The sequence below is a fragment of the Streptomyces sp. DS1-CR2 genome, from assembly GCF_055760475.1.
Window position 1 is genome coordinate 8,693,835 of record NZ_CM147085.1, and the last position, 17,471, is coordinate 8,711,305.

A 17,471-nucleotide genomic window follows, 5' to 3' on the forward strand; every position below is an offset into this window, starting at 1 on the left:
GCCCGGCCGTTGCACGATGACTGGGCTCGCGGCTTCCGCGTAAAATGGACCAGCAGGTCCACAGTGGCGGCGAGGGAATCCATGATCTCCAGCGGGACGACAGCAGCGCGCCTCACCGCGAAGGGTGCCGCCACCCGGCTGCGCATCGTCGAGGGCGCGGCCGCCGAGATCAGGGAGCGGGGCGCTGCCACGACCACGCTCGACGACATCCGCGCCCGCACCGCGACCAGCAAGAGCCAGATCTTCCACTACTTCCCGGGCGGCAAGGACGAGCTGCTCCTCGCCGTCGCCGCCCTGGAGGCGGAGCGGATCCTGGAGGACCAGCAGCCCCACCTGGACGACCTCGGCCGCCTTGACACCTGGCAGGCGTGGCGCGCCTGGCGCGACGCGGTCGTCCGGCGCTACGAACGGCAGGGCGTCAACTGCCCCTTGGGCGTGCTCATGACCGAGCTGGGCCGCAGAACTCCCGCCTCGCAGCAGCTGACCGGGCAACTGCTCGCCCAGTGGCAGTCCGCGCTGCGGGACGGCGTGCGGTGCATGCAGGGAAGCGGGCGGATGGACCCCGCGCTGGACGCCGACCGTACGGCGGCCGCCCTGGTCGCCACGGTGCAGGGCGGGGTGAGCGTCCTCATGGCCACCGGCAGCATCGCCCATCTGGAGGCGGCGCTGGACACGACGTTGGAGCTGCTGGGCCGGTTCGACGCGGAGTGACTCACCGGCCCCGTAGCCCCTATGGATGCGCCTTCGGCCGCACGGCGTCGACGACCAGGTCGAGCAGCCGGCCCGTCTGCTCCGGCGTGTCGCTGTTGGCGGCCGTCGACAGAAACGCTCCGAGGACGATCGCGGTGACGTCATCCGGGTCGACGTCCCCGCGCAGCGAGCCCGCTTCCGCTCCCGCGGTCAGGATCGTGCCGATCGCGGCCGTGATCCGTTCGCGCGTGGTCGGCGTCGTGATCCGTCCCGAGGCCCAGCCGGCGCGCAGCGTGTCGATCATCCCGCGCTTCGTCGCCGTGAACTTCGCGTAGTTGTCGAGCCAGGCGCGGAGCGCGACATCGGGCGGGAACTCCTCGAGCAGCGCGGGAGCGCTCGTGGTGACGGCGTCGAGCTCGGCGGCGTAGACGGCCTCGACGAGCGCCTCGCGCGTGGGGAAGTGGCGGTAGAGCGTGCCGATCCCGACGCCTGCCTCGCGGGCGATCCCCTCCAAGGCGACGGAGCCGTCGGCCGCGGCGAAGACTGCCCGCGCGACAGCGACGAGGTTCTCGCGGTTGCGCTGGGCATCGGCGCGCAGGCGGCGCTCGCCGCGCTCGGCAGGCTGAGGCATGTCTGCGGGCGCGCCGGTGGGCGTCGGTTCCGGCGGAGTCAAAGCGGAGGTCCCTCCGGTAGTGGTACGGTCAATAGAGCGGAGGTTCCTCCGCTTAAGCCAATCGTCCCACAGGAGCGACTTCCTATGACGACCGCCGGCACTCCCTCTTCCGACACCACGGCCACGGGCGCGGCACGCCCCGGCGGCCCCGGACGGCTCGCGGGCCGCACAGTCTCGCGCATCGGCTTCGGAGCGATGCAGCTCGAGCGCCTGCGCGACGACCGCCGCGCCGGACTTGCCCTCCTGCGCCGAGCCGTCGAGCTCGGCATCGACCACGTCGACACCGCCCACTTCTACGGCAATGCCTTCGTCAACGGGCTTCTGCGCGAAGCGCTCCGCCCCGAGGACGGCGTACTCGTCGTGAGCAAGGTCGGCGCTGACCCCGATCCGGGCGGTCGCATCCCCCTGCGCCCCGCGCAGCGGCCCGAAGAGCTCCGGGCGAGCGTCGAGGACAACCTCACATCCCTGGGTGTCGACCAGGTCCCTGTGGTGAACCTGCGGCGGCTCGACTCCGGACCCGGGCTCCGGGCCGAGGGCGACCAGGTGGTCGACATCGACGACCAGCTCGCGGCCATGACCGCGATGCGCGACGAGGGCATGATCGGCGCGATCGGACTGAGCAGCGTGACGGCCGAGGGCCTGCGCCGGGCGATCCCGGCGGGCATCGTGTGCGTGCAGAACGCGTACAGCCTCGTGGCGCGCGACGACGAGACCATGGTGGAAATCTGCGCCGCCGAGGGAATCGCCTGGGTGCCGTACTTCCCGCTCGGCAGCGCGCTCCCCGGCATGCCGAAGGTGACGGAGGAGCCTGCGGTCCTGGCCGCCGCGCAGTCCCTCGGCAGGACGCCGTCGCAGGTCGGTCTGGCCTGGCTGCTCCAGCACTCCCCGAACACGCTGCTCATCCCGGGGACCGCGGACCCCGATCATCTCGAGGCCAACATCGCGGCGGGCGCGATCGCACTCGACGAGGCGACGGTCGCCTCCCTCGACGCCGTTCCGTCGCGCTCGGCGGACGTACCCCTCGGCTGACCGACGCGCGCGCCGTCATAGGCCCACCGGACACGTGGGTCGAACTGCCGCAGCGCGACTACTGGAAGACATGACGCAGGGACCTCCCCGCCCGTCTCCCACCTGTGACCGACTGCTGTGACCGACCGCGTCTCGGCAGGCGTCAGCGGATCTGCTCCGGCGTCACCGTCAGCCACTGCTTGTCCGCCGTGACCTTCTGGCCGAGCTCCTTCTGCCGTTTCGCGCCCGCGGCCTTCATGCCGTCGATCTCCTTCATGTAGCTGTCCTTGCGGTTGACCCACACGCGCACGCCGCCGTGCTCCACGTCCGTCGACCGCAGCAGCATCGGGCCGTCGCTCTTCGGGGTGTCGCCCGCGGCCAGGATGGGCTTCTGCCAGGCGTCGATGTACGTGCTGATCGCGGCGGGCTTGCCCTCGTACCAGGTGGCCGGCGCCCAGAGGGTGGGCGTCAGTTCATGGCCGACGAGCTTCGCCTGGTCGTAGTGGCCGGCTGCGATCTCCTTGCGGGAGCTGGTCACTTCACCCGTCTTGCGGTCCTTGAGCAGGGCGGAGACGCCGAGTACGTTCTCGGGCCGGACGCTGTAGCCGTACTTGGGGTCGGCGAGCACCATCCGTACGAGGTCCTCACTCGCGGCGCTCACCACGTACACCTTGATGCCGTGCATGCCCAGCGTGCGGTAGAGCTCCTGCATGCCCGTCGAGAACTGCGGCGGCTTCACCCCGCCCGGCAGCGGCTTGTCGTAGGCCAGCAACTCGTCGATGTAGCCCTTGAGTTGCTTCAGCGTGAACCCGGAGAAGATCTGCGCGGCCCAGGGGTACGAGACCTGGTCGTCGATGTCGCACAGACGGGCGTAGTACTCGGTCAGCGTCTCCTTGTGCGTGGCCGTGTCCTTGAAAGGAATGATCTTCAAGGACGGGTCCATGGTGTCGCGCGTCAGGACGCCCTTCATCTCCAGGAAGGGGAGCAGGGCCTCTTCGAGGTCGTTGCGGTACGTGGTGTTGTCCGCGTCGAAGACCGCGTACGCACCCTGGTGGTCATGCGCGGCGATGACCTTGGCCAGCTTCTTCGCCACGGGCGCCGGCCAGTGCTTGAGCTCCGCCGTCACCGAACGCTGCTGTGCGCCGTCCGCCGCCGTGGCCTCGGTGTCCGGCCACAGGGCGCCCGCGGCGACCACCGCGCCGGTGAGGGCCCCCGCCGCGCCGAGGAGGACGAGCTTCTTGCGCATCAGGTGTCTGTTCACGGCGCGCAATGCTAGGGCGAAGCGCGCGGATTACCCATGATCGAAATCATGGAGTGGGGAGGCGGGGCAGGGGTAGGCGCCGCCCGCTACCCGTCATCACTCGGACGCCGTCGGGGTCTGCGGCGGCGGGACGGTCCAGGTGGTGTCCGTCGCCCACCGCTCGGCCGCGGCCATCAGGATCTCGGTGGCGGTCGCCTTGATCTGCCCGTGGTCGAACAGGTCGGGCACGCTCGCCGCCGGCCTCTGCTTGAACGCTCCCCATGCCCGCCGCGCCGGCTCGTCGGCTCGTCGGCTCGCAGATAGTCGCGGAACGGGAGCGCGTAGCGGGCGTTGGGCCCGGTGCTCTCCCCGAGATGGACGTTGCAGGGCCTGGCGCTGACGGGCGGTGCGAAGACGAGCTTGCGGCACGGGATCCCGCCGGAGACTTCTGTGCGCTTCCATGGCTCGGGCCGACACCGGAAGCCAATGGCCGGGAGCAGGGCGACATCGCGCGCCTGGTCGATCGAAAGCACTCGGATCTGGACGTCGATACAGTCCTTGGCTGCCGGCCCCGGCACCGAGGTGGACCCCACGTGATCGATATCCGCCGGCACCCCACCCATGGCCGCACGCAACCGCCGGGCCAACCGCTCGAACTCCAGCGGCCACTGCGGCCGGTAGCCGACGACTGCCAAGGGGCTGACGACCTCATCGGGAAACGGCATGCGACGAGACGCTACCGGCAGCCGGCCGTGGAATCATCGGCTCGCAGGACATGTACGTGAACTCTATGACAGGCGGTGGGTGGGGATGGGTGGTCGATGGGAGTGGGACGACACCCTGTTCGCAGGCACCGCTCGCTACTACCGGATGGGGCGATTGCCGTACGCCCCCGGGCTGGCGGACACACTCGCCGAGGTTCTGGGGCTTGACGGGCGCGGGAGGCTCATCGATGTCGGATGCGGACCAGGCGTCATCGCCCTGAGCCTGGCGCACCTGTTCAGCGAGATCGTCGGCGTGGACCCGGACCGCGGGATGATCGCCGAAGCCACGCGAGAAGCCGACGATCAGGGTGTGGCCGGGAAGACGCGGTGGGTCCAGGCCAGGGCCGAGGATCTGCCGGCAGGCCTCGGCACGTTCGACGTGGCGACCTTCGCCCAGTCCTTCCACTGGATGGACCGCGACCGGGTCGCGGCCATCATCAGGGGCATGCTCCGGCCTGGCGGGGTCCTCGCGCACATCTCCGACCTGAAGACGCAGAGGGAGACGGACACGCGCGCCGTCGATACGCTTCCGCACCCGGCGGTGCCCTGTTCGGCCATCGACGAACTGGTGAAGAAGTATCTCGGACCGGTCCGCCGGGCCGGTCGGGGCGTGCTGCCGCACGGGACACCGGGCGGCGAGGCCGCAGTGCTCACGCGGGCGGGATTTTCCGGACCGCAGCGCCACGTCGTGCCAGGCGGACAGCCATGGGAACGCACCGCTGACAACGTGGTCGCAGGCGTGTTCTCGATGTCGTTCTCGGCCCCGCACCTGTTCGGCACGCGCCTCGACGCCTTCGAGAGGGACCTACGCCAACTGCTGCGGGATGTCTCCCCGTCGGGCCGGTTCTCGGAGCGTCAGCCGGGCACAGAGATCTTCATCTGGCGCAATGACCCCAGCTCGGCCATGGCTGGGAGGTAATCGGCCTCATGCCGGATTCAGTGCGGTGGCCAGGCTCCGCTTGACCTGTCGGGTGACTTCGTCGGCGAGGATTTCGGGGAGGCCGTCCGACACGGCGTTGAGGGCCGAAGCCGCCACATCAGCGGGGTCGACCTTCTGGTCGGCGGGGACGCCGGCTGCCATGTCGGTGTCCATGTACGCCACGTGCAGAGCAGTGACCGCGATGCCGCGGGGGGCCAGTTCCTCCCGTACCGCGTTCGTCTGCGCCCAGGTGGCGGCCTTGGCCGCCGCGTAGGAGCCGAGACCGGCCGGGTGCAGCCAGGACAGCGCGGAGAGCACGTTCAGTACCGCGCCTCCGCCATTGCCCTCGATGACCGGGGCGAACGCCCGCGTCAGGGCGAGAGGCCCGAAGAAGTTCGTCTCCAGCTCGAGGCGTACGGCGTCCAGTTCGCCGGTGATGAGGGTGGTGCCGGTGGAGATCCCGGCGTTGTTCACGAGCAGGGTCGCGTCGGAGGCGATGCGAGCCGCCTCCCGGATCGACCCCGCGTCGGTCACGTCCAGGCGGAGCGGGGTGGCGCCCGCCAGGTCCACGCTCTCGGGGTGCCGCGCCGCCGCGTACACCTTCGCTCCCCGCTGGACGAGCTGCTCGGCCAGATGGCGGCCAAGCCCTCGGTTGGCCCCGGTGACGACTGCTACCGCGCCTTTGAGTTCCATGTCTGCTCCCAGTGATTCGGAGGCCCGGTGTCCGGGTTCCGCCAAGTAGATTACGAGCGCAATCTAAACAGGGTCTAGGATAGATGGCAATCGACATCCAATGGGGAGATATAGGGAGGTGGCCCATGGGTCGCGTATCGCAGGCGCAGGCGCTGGAGAACCGTGAGCGCGTCGTGGAGCACGCCTCCCGGCTGTTCCGGGAGAAGGGGACGCACGTCAGCGTTGCCGAGCTCATGAAGGCGTCCGGCCTGACCCATGGCGGTTTCTACAAGCAGTTCGCCTCCAAGGAGGCGCTCGTGGACGAAGCCACCGCCCACGCGTTCGACGAGCTCACTCGGCGTCGCGCGGACGGCCTCGAGCAAAGTGACGGGCAGCGCGATGCCGCGCAGCAGGCGTTGATCGACGTCTATCTCTCCGTCGCGCACCGCGACAACTCGGCGGACGGCTGTCCCGCCGCCGCACTCGCCACGGATATGGCACGCGGGTCGGGTGACCGTGAGGCCCGCCGCGTGTACAGCGAGGGAGTCGGCGACTTCGCCAACTGGCTGGCCACCGAGGACCAGGACGGCATGGCCCGGCTCTGCACGATGGTCGGCGCGCTCGTCCTGGCCCGCGCCACCAGGGAATTCCCGATCTCACAGGAGATCCTCACCGCCGCGCGCGAAGCGCTGACGGCAACCGACTGACGGGAGCGCCGGGGAGTTCAGCCCACGTGGACATGGGGCCGGCGGACGGGGTCGGGTTCGGCTTCGCGCAGGACCTCGCGGGTGACGGGGGCCACCTCGCCCTGGCCGAAGAGGAAGAAGCGCAGGAAGTTGGCGAGCGGATTGCCCTCGGTCCACTCGAAGTAGATGTGGGGAACCCGGCCGGTGGTGTCGCGGATGTGCAGGAGCAGCGCGGCCAGGGCGTTGGGGATCGAGGAGCCCTCCAGGGCCAGAACCCGGTAGCGGCCGTGCAGCACCTCGCCGCGCACGTTCAGGTCCCCCTCGAACTCCGACGGGTCGAGCACGGTGACCTCGACGAAGACGAAGTCCTCGTGTGCCGGGACGTCGTTGTCGTGGCGGATCTGGTCGATCTTCGCGCGGTACTCGGCGATGTCGCGGGTCTCGGGCTCGTTCGCGATGAACCTGACCTTGCGGCTGGCGATGTCCCGTACGAAACGCTCGGCCATGGAGTCGAACGTGACGTGGGTGACGCGCAGTTCGAAGGCGCGGGCCAGCCGGGAGAGGAGAGAGACGAGGATGATGCCGGCGATGAAACAGGCACCGATCTTCACACCGTCGGGGCGCTCGATGACGTTCACGACGGTGGTGTAGAGAAACACCGCCGAGATGACGGCGAAGCCGATCGTCCAGTGGCGCTGGCGGGCCTTTCGAGCGGCGATGGTGACGGCGATGGCGGCTGAGCAGATCAGGACGAGGACACCGGTGGCGTAGGCACCGCCCTGGGCGTCGACGTCGGCGTTGAAGATCCAGGTCACCAGGAACGCGACCAGGGTGAAGACGATCACCATCGGACGTACGGCGCGGGCCCAGTGCGGCGCCATGCCGTAGCGCGGCAGGTAGCGGGGCATCAGGTTGAGGAGCCCGGCCATCGCGGAGGCGCCCGCGAACCACAGGATCGCGATGGTGGAGATGTCATAGACCGTGCCGAAGGCGCTGCCGAGGTACTCGTGAGCCAGATACGCGAGCGCCCGGCCGTTGGCCTGGCCGCCGGACTCGAACTCCTTCTCCGGGATGAGCAGTGTGGTGATGAAGCTCGTGCAGACGAGGAACACACTCATGATCACGGCGGCCGTGGTCAGCAGCTTCTTGGCGCCCCGGATACGGCCCTTCGGCCGCTCCTCGGTGTCGGTGGGGTCGCCCTTTACGTGAGGCATGACCGCCACGCCGGTCTCGAAGCCGGAGAGGCCGAGCGCGAGCTTGGGGAAGACCAGCAGGGCAACCCCGATCATGGCGAACGCGTTGCCGTGTTCGGCGGTGAGTGCCGTGGACCAGTCGGTGATCACATGCTCCTTCGTGATCACGTGCCAGACGCCGGTCACCACCACCACGACGTTGAGCGAGAGATAGATGCCGACCAGGACGACGGCGACGCCGATCGCCTCGAGGAACCCTTTGAGGAATACCGCGCCGAGCAGGGCCACCAGTACAAGCGTGATGACCATTTGTTTGTTGTGCAGGGTGTCGGTCAGATGGGGGTTCTCGACGAGGTGGGTGGAGGCGTCCGCCGCCGACAGGGTGATGGTGATGAGGAAGTCGGTCGCGGCGAAGCCGAGCAGGGTGAGGACGAACAGCTTGCCCTTCCAGAAGGACAGCAGCCGCTCCAGCATCGCGATCGAGCCCTCGCCGTGCGGGCTCTCCTCCGCGACCCGGCGGTACACGGGCAGCGCACCCACAAGAGTGACGATCACCAGCACGATGGTCGCCACCGGCGACAGCAGACCGGCCGCGAGAGCCGCGATGCCGGGCTGGTAGCCGAGGGTGGAGAAGTAGTCGACGCCGGTCAGACACATCACGCGCCACCAGGCCTGCCCCTTGTGGGACGGCTCGGCGGCGGCGTCCGCCCCGTGCGGAGCGGTCTTCGCCATGTCGGACAGGCCCTCGAGCATCCACGCGCGCAGGCGACTCGTACGCGGCCCGTGGGTGGTGGCCATCGGTGTACTCCTGACGTGCTGCCCAGCCCGGGGTCCCGGCCATCACACGGACACCCGGACCGACGTCCACAGCTCGCGAGACCCGGGCCCACGCCCGGCTCCGCGCTGAGAGGAACGGCGCCGCTCGTCCGTGCCGCCCATTGTCACCAGCGGCCGGGGGATCGGCACGGCGACGGAGCGCATCCGGCGGAGGCTCCGGCCGGGGCGATGGACGGTGCCCACGCCGCGCAGCACACTTGAAAGGAAGGCAGGTCACGCGGCTGCCCCCGGGGTTCGCGGGGCGGGCGGAGCACCCCCGTGATACGTAGATCTGGGGGCGGTGCCCGAGAGCTGGAGGCGACACGTATGACCGGCAATCCGCTGACCGGCTACCCCGTGCGGGACCGGATCGCACTGGCCGCCGGCCTGGTCTGCCCCTTCCTCGTCGCGCTCGTGCTGGTGCCGTTCCGTACGGACCTCTCGTCCACCAACGCGGCCCTGATCCTGGTTGTGGTGGTCGTCGCCGTGGCGGCCGTCGGCAGCCGACTGGCCGGCGCCGTCGCCGCGCTCTCGGCGGCGGCCTGGTTCGACTTCCTCCTCACCCGCCCGTACCAACGGTTCAGCATCACCGACTCCGGCGACGTCGAGACGGCGGTGCTGCTCCTGGTCGTCGGGCTGATCGTGTCGCAGCTCGCGGCCCGCGCGCGCCGGCTGAAGGTGGTCACGGTGACCGACGCGGCGTACCTCGCGCGGATCCACGGAACCGCCGACCTCGCCCAGTCCTCCACCTCCGCGGACGCGGTCGTCGGCCATGTACGCGAACAGCTGACGGAGCTGCTCGGACTGCGCGGCTGCCGATTCGAGTACGGCACGCTCATGGGGCGGCCGCCGCGCCTGGAACAGGACGGCACCGTGGTGGTGGGCCGCAGGCGCTGGGACGTCGACAGCGGGGGCTGGCCGGACGGCGAGATCGAACTGCGTGCGTACGGCAACGGCCGCTACCTCGGCCGCTACATGCTCACGCCTGGGCCCGGCCGCGTCCCGCCACTCCAGGCGCGCCTCGTCGCTGTGACGCTCGCCGATCAGACGGGTGTGGCGCTGGACATCACGCCCCCGGCGACGGGCGGCTGAGGGGCGTGGGCCGCGGGGGTGTCAGGTCGTGGCCACCAGCAGATCCTCGCCGCTCGACGGGCGGAGACCGTCCGTCCGGTCGGTGAAGTAGCGGTCGGCCAGGGTGGTTCCCGCTACGTGCCGGACATCCTTGAAGCCGGCGTCGTGGGCCAGCTCCAGCATCTCCTTCGGGGTGTAGAAGCTGATGAACGGAGTTCCGGCTGCCTGCGCCTGCGGCTTGGTCGCCTCAAGTGCGGGGCGGTCGGCATCGTCGATGAGTTCGGCCGGCAACATGAACGTCATGGCGAGCGTCGACCCGGGGGCCAGCCCGGCGAGCCGGCGCAGGGTCGCCGCGGTGGCGTCCTTGGTGAGGTACATGGTGACGCCGGTGCACACGACGACCGCCGGGCGGGCGGAATCGAAACCGGCGTCCGACAGCTGCTCCCACCAGTCCCCGCCCGCCTCGAAGTCGACCGGCGTCAGCCGCAGCCAGTCGGGGACCCCGTAGCCGAGCTCGATCAGGCGCCGCCGCTTCCAGGACTGGGTCGCCGGCTGATCGATCTCGAAGACCCGCAGGCGTCCCGCGACGTCGGGCCGGCGCTGGGCGAACGTGTCGAGCCCGGCGCCCAGGACGACGTACTGCGTGATGCCGTCGTCGATCCGCTCGTCGATCAGGTCCTCGATGAATCGAGCGCGGGACACGATGGCCGCCCGGAATCCGCTGGTGGCGTGCGGGTCCATGTCCGGGCGGTCCTGCCATCCGGCTTCAGGGGCCGCCAGTTCCAGACCGACCTCGTCCTCGAACACGTGCGGTGGCGCGTCGATCCGCACATGCAACGCCCGCCAGAGGGCAACCCGTACGGCGCTGCTGTCCGGCACTTCGTTCCGCTCGGCTGCCACGTTGTCCCGCTCCTCACGGCCAGTACTTGTCGATACGACACCAGTATCCGAAGGTAATGCTGACCGTGACCGTGGCGCTGCGGATTCGGGCCATCGCCGAATGCGTCGCCGTGGCGCTGGGCACCTTCGCGCGCCGGGTCCTGCCGGCCATGGCGGTCACCCTCGCCGGATTCGCCGCCCTACGCATCGCCATCGAAACGCTCGGCCGATCCCACTACATGCCCGCCAAGACCCTCAACTACGGCCTGGTGAGTACCCCGGGGGCCGGACTCCGCGTCCAGCGACCGGATTCACGGCCAGGGGCTGCGCGCGGCGGCGCCGGGAAGCTCGTGAGGGAGAACGCCCAGGTGGGGTGCCCGCCTCCAACGAGGGTAAGGGCGGAGCGAGTTCGTGCCGCCAACGCTGGCGGGATTCGGACGTCGCGCTGCCGCGACGTCATGTCGCTCGCGCCCCGCCTCGTGGACAGAGCCCGCTCAGCCGATGACGAGCGGGAGCCTCGCGGCGAAGTCGCCCAGCGCGGCCTTCTCCTCGTCGGTCGGTGTGCGACGTCCGGTGCCGACCAGGAGCGCGTCCTTGTCGGAGAACGAGGCGGGGAACGGGGCCCCCGCGATCTTCTCCAGCGTCGCGCGAACCGCCGTGAGGGCCTCGGCGGGCGGCCCAGTGGGAGGCTGGGCGGCCGACGGAAGGTGGGCGATCAGGTCGAGGTGATGCAAGGTCCATTCGAGGACGTACGCGGACAGGAAGTCGCCGACGGTCAGCACCTCGTCGCGGGTGCTGACGCGGGCGGCGGGATCGGCGAGCTGGGCGGCGCGGCCCGCCGCGGAACCGACATCGTCGAAGTGGAACTTGAGCCACCGCGGCTCGCCGTAGGCGGCGGCCAGCCGGGGGATCAGCGCGTCGAGCGGGTCCTCGCCGGTCGGGGGTTCGACGATGCCCCAGTACGTGACGGCGTCCACGGTCGGTTCGGATTCCGCCGGCGTGACCAGGGTGATCAGGACGTCCTGGGCGCCGATGACCAGGTGGCACACGAGATCCCGCACGAGCCAGCCCGTACAGCCGGAGGGCCGCTCGAAGTCTTCGTCCGGGACTTCGGCGACGGCGGTGCGCAACGCCGCCCAGGAGCGTGAGAAGAGGTCCACCGCTGCACGGTATTGCGGGCCAGGAAGGGCGGACAAGCGTATTCGGGCGGGTGGTGCGTGTCGTCTTCGTGCGGGCGGTGCGTGTGCGGCCTGTTCAACCGCCCGTGCCGGTACGGCCTGTTCGACCACCCACAGGACGCGCTCTATGCGGCTCCCCTGCGCTCCCTCTTTGTCGATTGCCGCCCCTTTCGTCAATTCATCCATGAACAACATCACACGCCGCTAAAACGCCCATAGCGTGCATATCTACTCATCTTTCGCCCGGCCGCCGCCTCCGTCCCTGTAGCGTCGCCGTCATTCGGGATCGGGGCCATTCATCGGACGGCCGGCCGTCCGATGGGCGCGCGACGAAGCGCTGCTCACCGAGTGTGACGGACGGACTGTCCGCACCGGCAGGCGCGAAGCCCTGGTGTGGGCATCGGCCGTAGCCCCGACCTCGTCGCAGGACGTGGACCTCGCCGCTGACGGTCAGCACCGCTGCCGATGCGACCGCCGACACAGAGCAGGACGGAACATCCATGCTGGGAACGCACCTGCCGCTGCCGCGGCGCGCAAAGCAGGGACTTGCCGCGGCCTTGGCCGCCGGCTCGGCGCTCACCGCCTTCATGGCCGCCACCCCTGCACAGGCGAGTACCGCGGGTACGAGTACTGCCGCCACGAGCGTCGGAGGCTCCCCGGTGACGTGCACCTCGCACCAGTCCGGACTGGCGGACCGCCTGGAGCGCGACATAGCTACCGCTCTCCACGGGCACGGCAAGGCCTCGGCGCTCGCGCTCTACGACCGGACCACGGACACGTCGTGCGCGTTCCGGGCCGACACGGCCTTCGACTCGGCGAGCGTGGTGAAGGTCACGATTCTTGGAGCCCTGCTGCGCCAGGTCGTCGACGAGAACCGTCACCTGACCTCACGCGAGGTCGACCTGACCACCGCCATGATCACCAAGTCGGACAACGCCGCCACGAACGCCCTCTGGCACCAGGTCGGCCATGACGGCATCCAGCACTTCCTGAACCTGGCCGGAATGCGGGACACCGTGCCCGGCCCGAAGGGCACGTGGGGTCGCACCCGGATCACGGCGGGCGACCAGGTGAAGCTGCTCCGCTTGCTGACCTCGGACAACAGCGTTCTCGGCACGCGCTCCCGGAGCTACGCCCTGCGGCTCATGAACCGTGTCGTCCCGGATCAGCGGTGGGGGACGCCGGCCGGGGCGCCTAAGACGGCGACCGTTCACGTCAAGAACGGCTGGCTGGCGCGTTCGACCAACGGCTGGCGCGTGCACAGCGTCGGCGTGTTCACCGGCGGCGGTCACGACTACGGGATGGCCGTGCTCTCCCACGACAACCGCACCATGGAGAACGGCGTCGCGACCGTCGAGCGCGCGGCCCGCGCCATCAACCGCGACCTGAACCTGCCGAAGGCTTCGTAGCAGCTTCCCGCCCCGCCCCGCCCCGCCTGCTTCGTGCGCGCGCCGGCCGGACTCACATCCGGCGAAGTGCCGCCTCGACGCTGTCGCCGCCGTTCGTGTTGAACGCGACCGCGGCCTGGGGCGCATGGAGGCGGATCAGGTTCATGATCTCTTCAAAGAGCGGAAGTAGCTGCTCCGCCTTGCGGATCCCACCGCCGACGACCACCACGTCCCACGGGCGCTCCGTCAGCGCCGCAACGAGGACGGACTCGGCGGAATCGCCGAACACGACCAGCGCCATGGCCGCATCGATGCCGTGCTCGCCGAACCGGTCCAACTCCTCGTCAAGACCCTTGCGAAGGGCTCCCGCATCGACACCGGGAATCGCCTCCGGGTCGTAACCAACAACAAGTGCAGAGGGCATAGGGCCAAGCTACCGGGATCCGGCCGAGCGCGGTCTGCCGGACGGCGCTCGGCATCCGCTGACAACGGCGGCGCCCGGTATCGCTTTCTCTTCCCCCTCCTTCTCCTTCCCTCCCCGTGATCAGCGCTCCCGTCATGCGATACCTGGGCCGGACGTGCAGACTGCCTAACGGGACGCCGAGGGCGGGGCTCTCACCGCCGGCGCCCGGGCCTGGAAGGGCTGTGTGGCGCGCGTCACATCTGGACTCGTCACATCGTGCCGAGCCGCTCCGTCAGAGGGATGTAACCATCGGCACGAACTAGGAGCTCGCCATGGAAGAAGCCCGCCTGAACCTCTTCGCCAACCACGTCGGGGCCAAGGTCCTGAAGCACATCAACTCGGGCGCCAAGGTGGTGACGGACTCGACGCTTCCGGCTGCCACACAGGAGCTGGTGAAGATCCGCGCCAGCCAGATCAACGGCTGCAGTTTCTGCACCGACATGCACACCAAGGACGCCACGGCGGCCGGGGAGGACCAGACGCGCCTCAACATGGTCGCGGCGTGGCGCGAGGCGAAGGTGTTCAGCGATGCCGAGCGCGCCGCCCTGGAGCTGACCGAGCAGGGCACCCGTATCGCCGACGCGAGTGGCGGTGTCTCGGACGAGGCCTGGGCAAACGCGGCCAAGTACTACGACGAGGACCAGCTCACCGCGCTGGTGTCCCTCATCGCCCTGATCAACGCCTACAACCGCGTGAACGTCCTCGTTCAGCAGCCCGCCGGCGACTACCAGCCCGGCCAGTTCGGGTAACCGGCACCAGCGCAGGTCGCAGCCGCAGGTCGCAGGCACCGCCTGCGGCCTGCGGAGACCGTGCGCCGAGCGGCGATTGTCAGTGCGGGCTGCCATGCTGCGTTGCATCGGGATTCGTCAGTACACGAAAGGCGTGATCATGCTTTCGACGACGTACGTACCGGGCGCGCCGAACTGGCTCGACCTCGGTGTGCCGGACGTGGACGCGGCCGCCGCGTTCTACGGCGGAGTGTTCGGCTGGACCTTCCGGTCCGCCGGACTCGAGGGGGGCGGCTACGGGTTCTTCCAGCTCGACGGCAAGGACGTGGCCGCCGCCGGTCCGCTGACCGAGGAGGGCGCCTCCCCTTCCTGGACGATCTACTTCCACACCCCCGACGCGGACGGTGTCGCCAAGGCGGTGGAGACGGCCGGGGGCACGGTCCGCGTCCCCCCGGGCGATGTCTTCACCTCGGGGCGGATGGCTGCCTTCACCGATCCGGCCGGCGCGCAGTTCGCCGTCTGGCAGCCCGGTGACGTCGAGGGACTTGAGACGGTCATGCAGCCCAACGCCCTGTGCTGGACCGAGCTCTACACGACCGACGCCGGCGCGGCCAAGGACTTCTACCGCGACGTGTTCTCCTGGCAGTACCAGGACATGCCGTCGGGCGAGGGCGGCCCCGAGTACACCGTCGTCGCCCCGGCCGGTTCCGCGGACGTGGGCGAGGCCGGCCACGGCGGCTTCATGCAGCTCCAGCAGGAGAACCTCGACGCCGGGTCCGGCGCCGAGTGGCACCCGTACTTCGGCGTCGAGGACTGCGACGCGACCTACGCGGCTACCACCGAGCGCGGTGCCACGACGCTCTTCCCGCCCATGGACGTGCCCGGTGTCGGCCGCATGGCCATGGTCAAGGACCCGTTCGGCGCCACCTTCGCCCTCATCAAGGGTGACCCGACCATGGGCTGACCGAGGAGCGGACGTGATCAGCGCACGACGAGGACCAGCTTGCCGGTCGTCCGGCCGGTCTCGCCCAGCTCGTGTGCCTTGGCGGCCTCGGCGAGCGGGAAGGTGTCGGCGATCGTCGCGCGGAGCTTCCCCGTGGCGATCAGGTCGGCGATCGCGTTCATTCCGGCGTGATCGGCTTCCACGAGCATCTCCACGCCCCGCACGCCGAGCCGCTCGGCCTCCTCGGCCAGCTCCGTGGTGCCGGTCGGGAGGATGGAGACCAGCAGACCGCCCGGGCGCAGCGTGGGCAGGGAGCGGCTGCGGTAGTCATCGCCGATGGTGTCCAGGACGACGTCCACGTCGCGGACTGCCTCGGTGAAGTCGGTCGTGCGGTAGTCGATCAGTTCGTCGGCGCCCAGACCGCGTACGAAGTCGTGCTTGGCCGCGCTAGCCGTGGCGATCACGTACGCGCCGCGCGCCTTGGCGATCTGCACGGCGAGATGGCCGACGCCGCCGGCCGCCGCATGGATCAGGACGCGCTGCCCCGGCTGCACCTGAGCGGTGTCGACCAGGGCCTGCCAGGCGGTCAGCGCGGCGAGCGGAATGGCGCCCGCCTGCACGTGGTCGACCTCGGACGGCTTGTGCGCGAAGGCGCGGGCGGGCGCGGTGACGTACTCGGCGTGCGAGCCCACGCCGTGCGGGTAGGGCAGCATGCCGAACACCTCGTCGCCGGGCTTGAACAGGGTCACACCGAGACCCGTCTCCTCGACGACGCCGGACACGTCCCAGCCCAGGACGAACGGCGGTTCGCCGAGGAAGATGCCGTGCGCCCGGTGCTTCCAGTCGGTCGGGTTGACGCCTGCGGCATGGACCCTGATCAGGATCTCGCTCAGTCCCGGTGCCGGCCGCTCGCGCTCGACCTCTTTCAGTACCTCGGGGGCGCCGAGGGCGTCCTGGCTGACGGCCCGCATGGTGGGGGCGGCGGGCGTGGTGGATGGGGTGGGTGCGGTGGTCTCTGAAGTGCTCACGGCTCCAGCGTGCCGTGGCCGACCGCCCGAGAAAATGGCATGACTGCCACCATTCGATAGGATCGTGCCATGAGTGGTGGATGCGGTTGCAGGGGCAGTGGTGTCGGTGACGCCAGGGACGTCAGTGGCTCGCACAGGGTTGTGGTGCTGGCGCTCGACGGAGTCCACCCGTTCGAGCTGGGCATCCCGCGGCGGATCTTCGGCGCCGCGGACGGCCGGTACGAGATCCGCACCTGCAGCGTCGACGGCGGCCCCGTGCGCACGGACGCCGATTTCCTGATCACCGTCGAGCACGGCCCCGAAGCGCTGGGCGAGGCGGACACCGTGGTGATCCCGCCGGTCGACGAGTACCCGCCCAACGGCACCACGCTCCCGGGCCCGGTGGCCGACGCGCTCGCGCACATCCCGCCCGGCACCCGCATCGTGTCCATCTGCACCGGCGCCTTCGTCCTCGCGGCGGCCGGGCTGCTCGACGGCCGTCGGGCCACCACGCACTGGGTCCTGGCCGACCGCTTCCGGCGTCTCTTCCCGCAGGTGAAGCTCGACCCCGATGTGCTCTTCGTCGAGGACGGCGACATCCTCACCTCGGCCGGCGCGGGCGCCGGCGTGGACGTCTGCCTCCACGTCGTACGACAGGACTTCGGCGCCGAGGTGGCCAACCAGGTGGCGCGGAGGTGTGTGGTGCCGCCCTGGCGCGAAGGGGGTCAGGCGCAGTACATCGAGCAGCCCGTTCCCGAGGCGTCCGTCGCCGGTACGGCAGCCACCAGGGAGTGGGCACTCGACCACCTCGACCTGCCGCTGACGCTGGCCGAGCTCGCGGACCATGCGCAGATGAGCCTGCGTACGTTCGCCCGGCGGTTCCGGGACGAGGCCGGGATGAGCCCGGGCCGGTGGCTCACCCAGCAGCGGGTTGCGAGGGCGCGTCACCTGCTGGAGTCCAGCGATCTGCCGGTGGACCGGATCGCCGGCGAAGTGGGCTTCGCGACGGCCGCGTCACTGCGGCAGCATCTGCACGCCGCGATCGGCGTCTCGCCGCTGGCATACCGGCGCACGTTCCAGGCGGCGACGCGCTAGGGAAGCGGGACGGTCGCGGCCTCGAAGACGGCGCACGCATACGTGGTGGCGGCCCGGT

The 17,471-nt window shown here is 70.0% G+C and carries 20 protein-coding genes; 9 read left to right on the forward strand and 11 right to left on the reverse strand.

Going from position 1 to position 17,471, the window contains the following annotated elements:
• Positions 1–81 precede the first annotated feature (81 nt).
• Positions 82–711 carry a TetR/AcrR family transcriptional regulator gene (locus tag ACY0PA_RS40670; protein ID WP_473082356.1) on the forward strand — a complete coding sequence of 210 codons (630 nt, stop codon included), beginning with the start codon at positions 82–84 and terminating at the stop codon, positions 709–711.
• A gap of 19 nt (positions 712–730) precedes the next feature.
• Here ACY0PA_RS40670 and ACY0PA_RS40675 read toward each other — a convergent pair whose 3' ends face one another.
• Positions 731–1,321, reverse strand: coding sequence for a TetR/AcrR family transcriptional regulator (locus tag ACY0PA_RS40675; protein WP_473082357.1), 591 nt, complete (start codon positions 1,319–1,321; stop codon positions 731–733).
• A gap of 126 nt (positions 1,322–1,447) precedes the next feature.
• On the opposite strand from ACY0PA_RS40675, the gene ACY0PA_RS40680 reads away from it, so the two are divergent.
• Positions 1,448–2,392 (forward strand): aldo/keto reductase, encoded by a 945-nt coding sequence (locus ACY0PA_RS40680; RefSeq protein ID WP_473082358.1) that lies wholly within the window; start codon positions 1,448–1,450, stop codon positions 2,390–2,392.
• A 142-nt stretch (positions 2,393–2,534) separates the two neighbouring features.
• On the opposite strand, the gene ACY0PA_RS40685 is transcribed toward ACY0PA_RS40680, so the two are convergent.
• The 3 genes from ACY0PA_RS40685 to ACY0PA_RS40695 form a co-directional block, all read right to left on the reverse strand.
• Positions 2,535–3,632, reverse strand: coding sequence for an HAD family hydrolase (locus ACY0PA_RS40685; RefSeq protein ID WP_473082359.1), 1,098 nt, complete (start codon positions 3,630–3,632; stop codon positions 2,535–2,537).
• A 96-nt stretch (positions 3,633–3,728) separates the two neighbouring features.
• A complete protein-coding gene (locus ACY0PA_RS40690; protein ID WP_473086635.1) occupies positions 3,729–3,860 on the reverse strand; it encodes a hypothetical protein in 132 nt (43 codons plus the stop codon).
• Positions 3,806–4,336 carry a GrpB family protein gene (locus ACY0PA_RS40695; RefSeq protein ID WP_473082360.1) on the reverse strand — a complete coding sequence of 177 codons (531 nt, stop codon included), beginning with the start codon at positions 4,334–4,336 and terminating at the stop codon, positions 3,806–3,808. Before ACY0PA_RS40695 ends, ACY0PA_RS40690 begins: the two co-directional genes overlap by 55 nt.
• Positions 4,337–4,421: 85 nt before the next feature.
• Between ACY0PA_RS40695 and ACY0PA_RS40700 the strand changes: the two genes are divergently transcribed.
• A complete protein-coding gene (locus ACY0PA_RS40700; protein WP_473082361.1) occupies positions 4,422–5,294 on the forward strand; it encodes a class I SAM-dependent methyltransferase in 873 nt (290 codons plus the stop codon).
• Between the two features lie 6 nt (positions 5,295–5,300).
• Here the strand turns inward: ACY0PA_RS40700 and ACY0PA_RS40705 are convergent, their stop codons facing one another.
• A complete protein-coding gene (locus ACY0PA_RS40705) occupies positions 5,301–5,987 on the reverse strand; it encodes an SDR family oxidoreductase (RefSeq protein WP_473082362.1) in 687 nt (228 codons plus the stop codon).
• A gap of 125 nt (positions 5,988–6,112) precedes the next feature.
• Here ACY0PA_RS40705 and ACY0PA_RS40710 point away from each other — a divergent pair, with 125 nt between their 5' ends.
• Positions 6,113–6,673 (forward strand): TetR/AcrR family transcriptional regulator, encoded by a 561-nt coding sequence (locus tag ACY0PA_RS40710; RefSeq protein ID WP_473082363.1) that lies wholly within the window; start codon positions 6,113–6,115, stop codon positions 6,671–6,673.
• A 17-nt stretch (positions 6,674–6,690) separates the two neighbouring features.
• Here the strand turns inward: ACY0PA_RS40710 and ACY0PA_RS40715 are convergent, their stop codons facing one another.
• Positions 6,691–8,643, reverse strand: a complete 1,953-nt coding sequence (locus ACY0PA_RS40715; protein ID WP_473082364.1) for an APC family permease — start codon at positions 8,641–8,643, stop codon at positions 6,691–6,693.
• Between the two features lie 345 nt (positions 8,644–8,988).
• Between ACY0PA_RS40715 and ACY0PA_RS40720 the strand changes: the two genes are divergently transcribed.
• The gene (locus ACY0PA_RS40720) at positions 8,989–9,753 is read left to right on the forward strand and encodes a DUF4118 domain-containing protein (protein ID WP_473082365.1); all 765 of its coding nucleotides are present in this window, start codon (positions 8,989–8,991) and stop codon (positions 9,751–9,753) included.
• A gap of 21 nt (positions 9,754–9,774) precedes the next feature.
• Here ACY0PA_RS40720 and ACY0PA_RS40725 read toward each other — a convergent pair whose 3' ends face one another.
• From ACY0PA_RS40725 to ACY0PA_RS40735, 3 genes are all read right to left on the reverse strand, one after another.
• The gene (locus tag ACY0PA_RS40725; protein ID WP_473082366.1) at positions 9,775–10,632 is read right to left on the reverse strand and encodes a class I SAM-dependent methyltransferase; all 858 of its coding nucleotides are present in this window, start codon (positions 10,630–10,632) and stop codon (positions 9,775–9,777) included.
• A gap of 13 nt (positions 10,633–10,645) precedes the next feature.
• Positions 10,646–10,783, reverse strand: a complete 138-nt coding sequence (locus ACY0PA_RS40730) for a hypothetical protein (protein ID WP_473082367.1) — start codon at positions 10,781–10,783, stop codon at positions 10,646–10,648.
• 322 nt (positions 10,784–11,105) lie between these two features.
• Positions 11,106–11,771: a maleylpyruvate isomerase N-terminal domain-containing protein gene (locus ACY0PA_RS40735; RefSeq protein WP_473082368.1), complete on the reverse strand. Its 666-nt coding sequence runs from the start codon at positions 11,769–11,771 to the stop codon at positions 11,106–11,108.
• 518 nt (positions 11,772–12,289) lie between these two features.
• Between ACY0PA_RS40735 and ACY0PA_RS40740 the strand changes: the two genes are divergently transcribed.
• Positions 12,290–13,198, forward strand: coding sequence for a serine hydrolase (locus tag ACY0PA_RS40740; protein ID WP_473082369.1), 909 nt, complete (start codon positions 12,290–12,292; stop codon positions 13,196–13,198).
• A gap of 52 nt (positions 13,199–13,250) precedes the next feature.
• Here ACY0PA_RS40740 and ACY0PA_RS40745 read toward each other — a convergent pair whose 3' ends face one another.
• Positions 13,251–13,601, reverse strand: a complete 351-nt coding sequence (locus ACY0PA_RS40745) for a hypothetical protein (protein WP_473082370.1) — start codon at positions 13,599–13,601, stop codon at positions 13,251–13,253.
• Between the two features lie 311 nt (positions 13,602–13,912).
• Between ACY0PA_RS40745 and ACY0PA_RS40750 the strand changes: the two genes are divergently transcribed.
• Both ACY0PA_RS40750 and ACY0PA_RS40755 read left to right on the forward strand, forming a co-directional pair.
• The gene (locus tag ACY0PA_RS40750) at positions 13,913–14,389 is read left to right on the forward strand and encodes a carboxymuconolactone decarboxylase family protein (RefSeq protein WP_473082371.1); all 477 of its coding nucleotides are present in this window, start codon (positions 13,913–13,915) and stop codon (positions 14,387–14,389) included.
• Between the two features lie 139 nt (positions 14,390–14,528).
• The gene (locus tag ACY0PA_RS40755) at positions 14,529–15,332 is read left to right on the forward strand and encodes a VOC family protein (RefSeq protein ID WP_473082372.1); all 804 of its coding nucleotides are present in this window, start codon (positions 14,529–14,531) and stop codon (positions 15,330–15,332) included.
• A 17-nt stretch (positions 15,333–15,349) separates the two neighbouring features.
• On the opposite strand, the gene ACY0PA_RS40760 is transcribed toward ACY0PA_RS40755, so the two are convergent.
• Complete coding sequence (locus ACY0PA_RS40760) at positions 15,350–16,282, reverse strand: NADP-dependent oxidoreductase (protein WP_473086588.1); 933 nt, start codon at positions 16,280–16,282, stop codon at positions 15,350–15,352.
• Between the two features lie 126 nt (positions 16,283–16,408).
• Between ACY0PA_RS40760 and ACY0PA_RS40765 the strand changes: the two genes are divergently transcribed.
• Entirely contained in the window at positions 16,409–17,413 is a 1,005-nt protein-coding gene (locus ACY0PA_RS40765) for a GlxA family transcriptional regulator (RefSeq protein ID WP_473082373.1), read from the forward strand.
• Positions 17,414–17,471 lie beyond the last annotated feature (58 nt).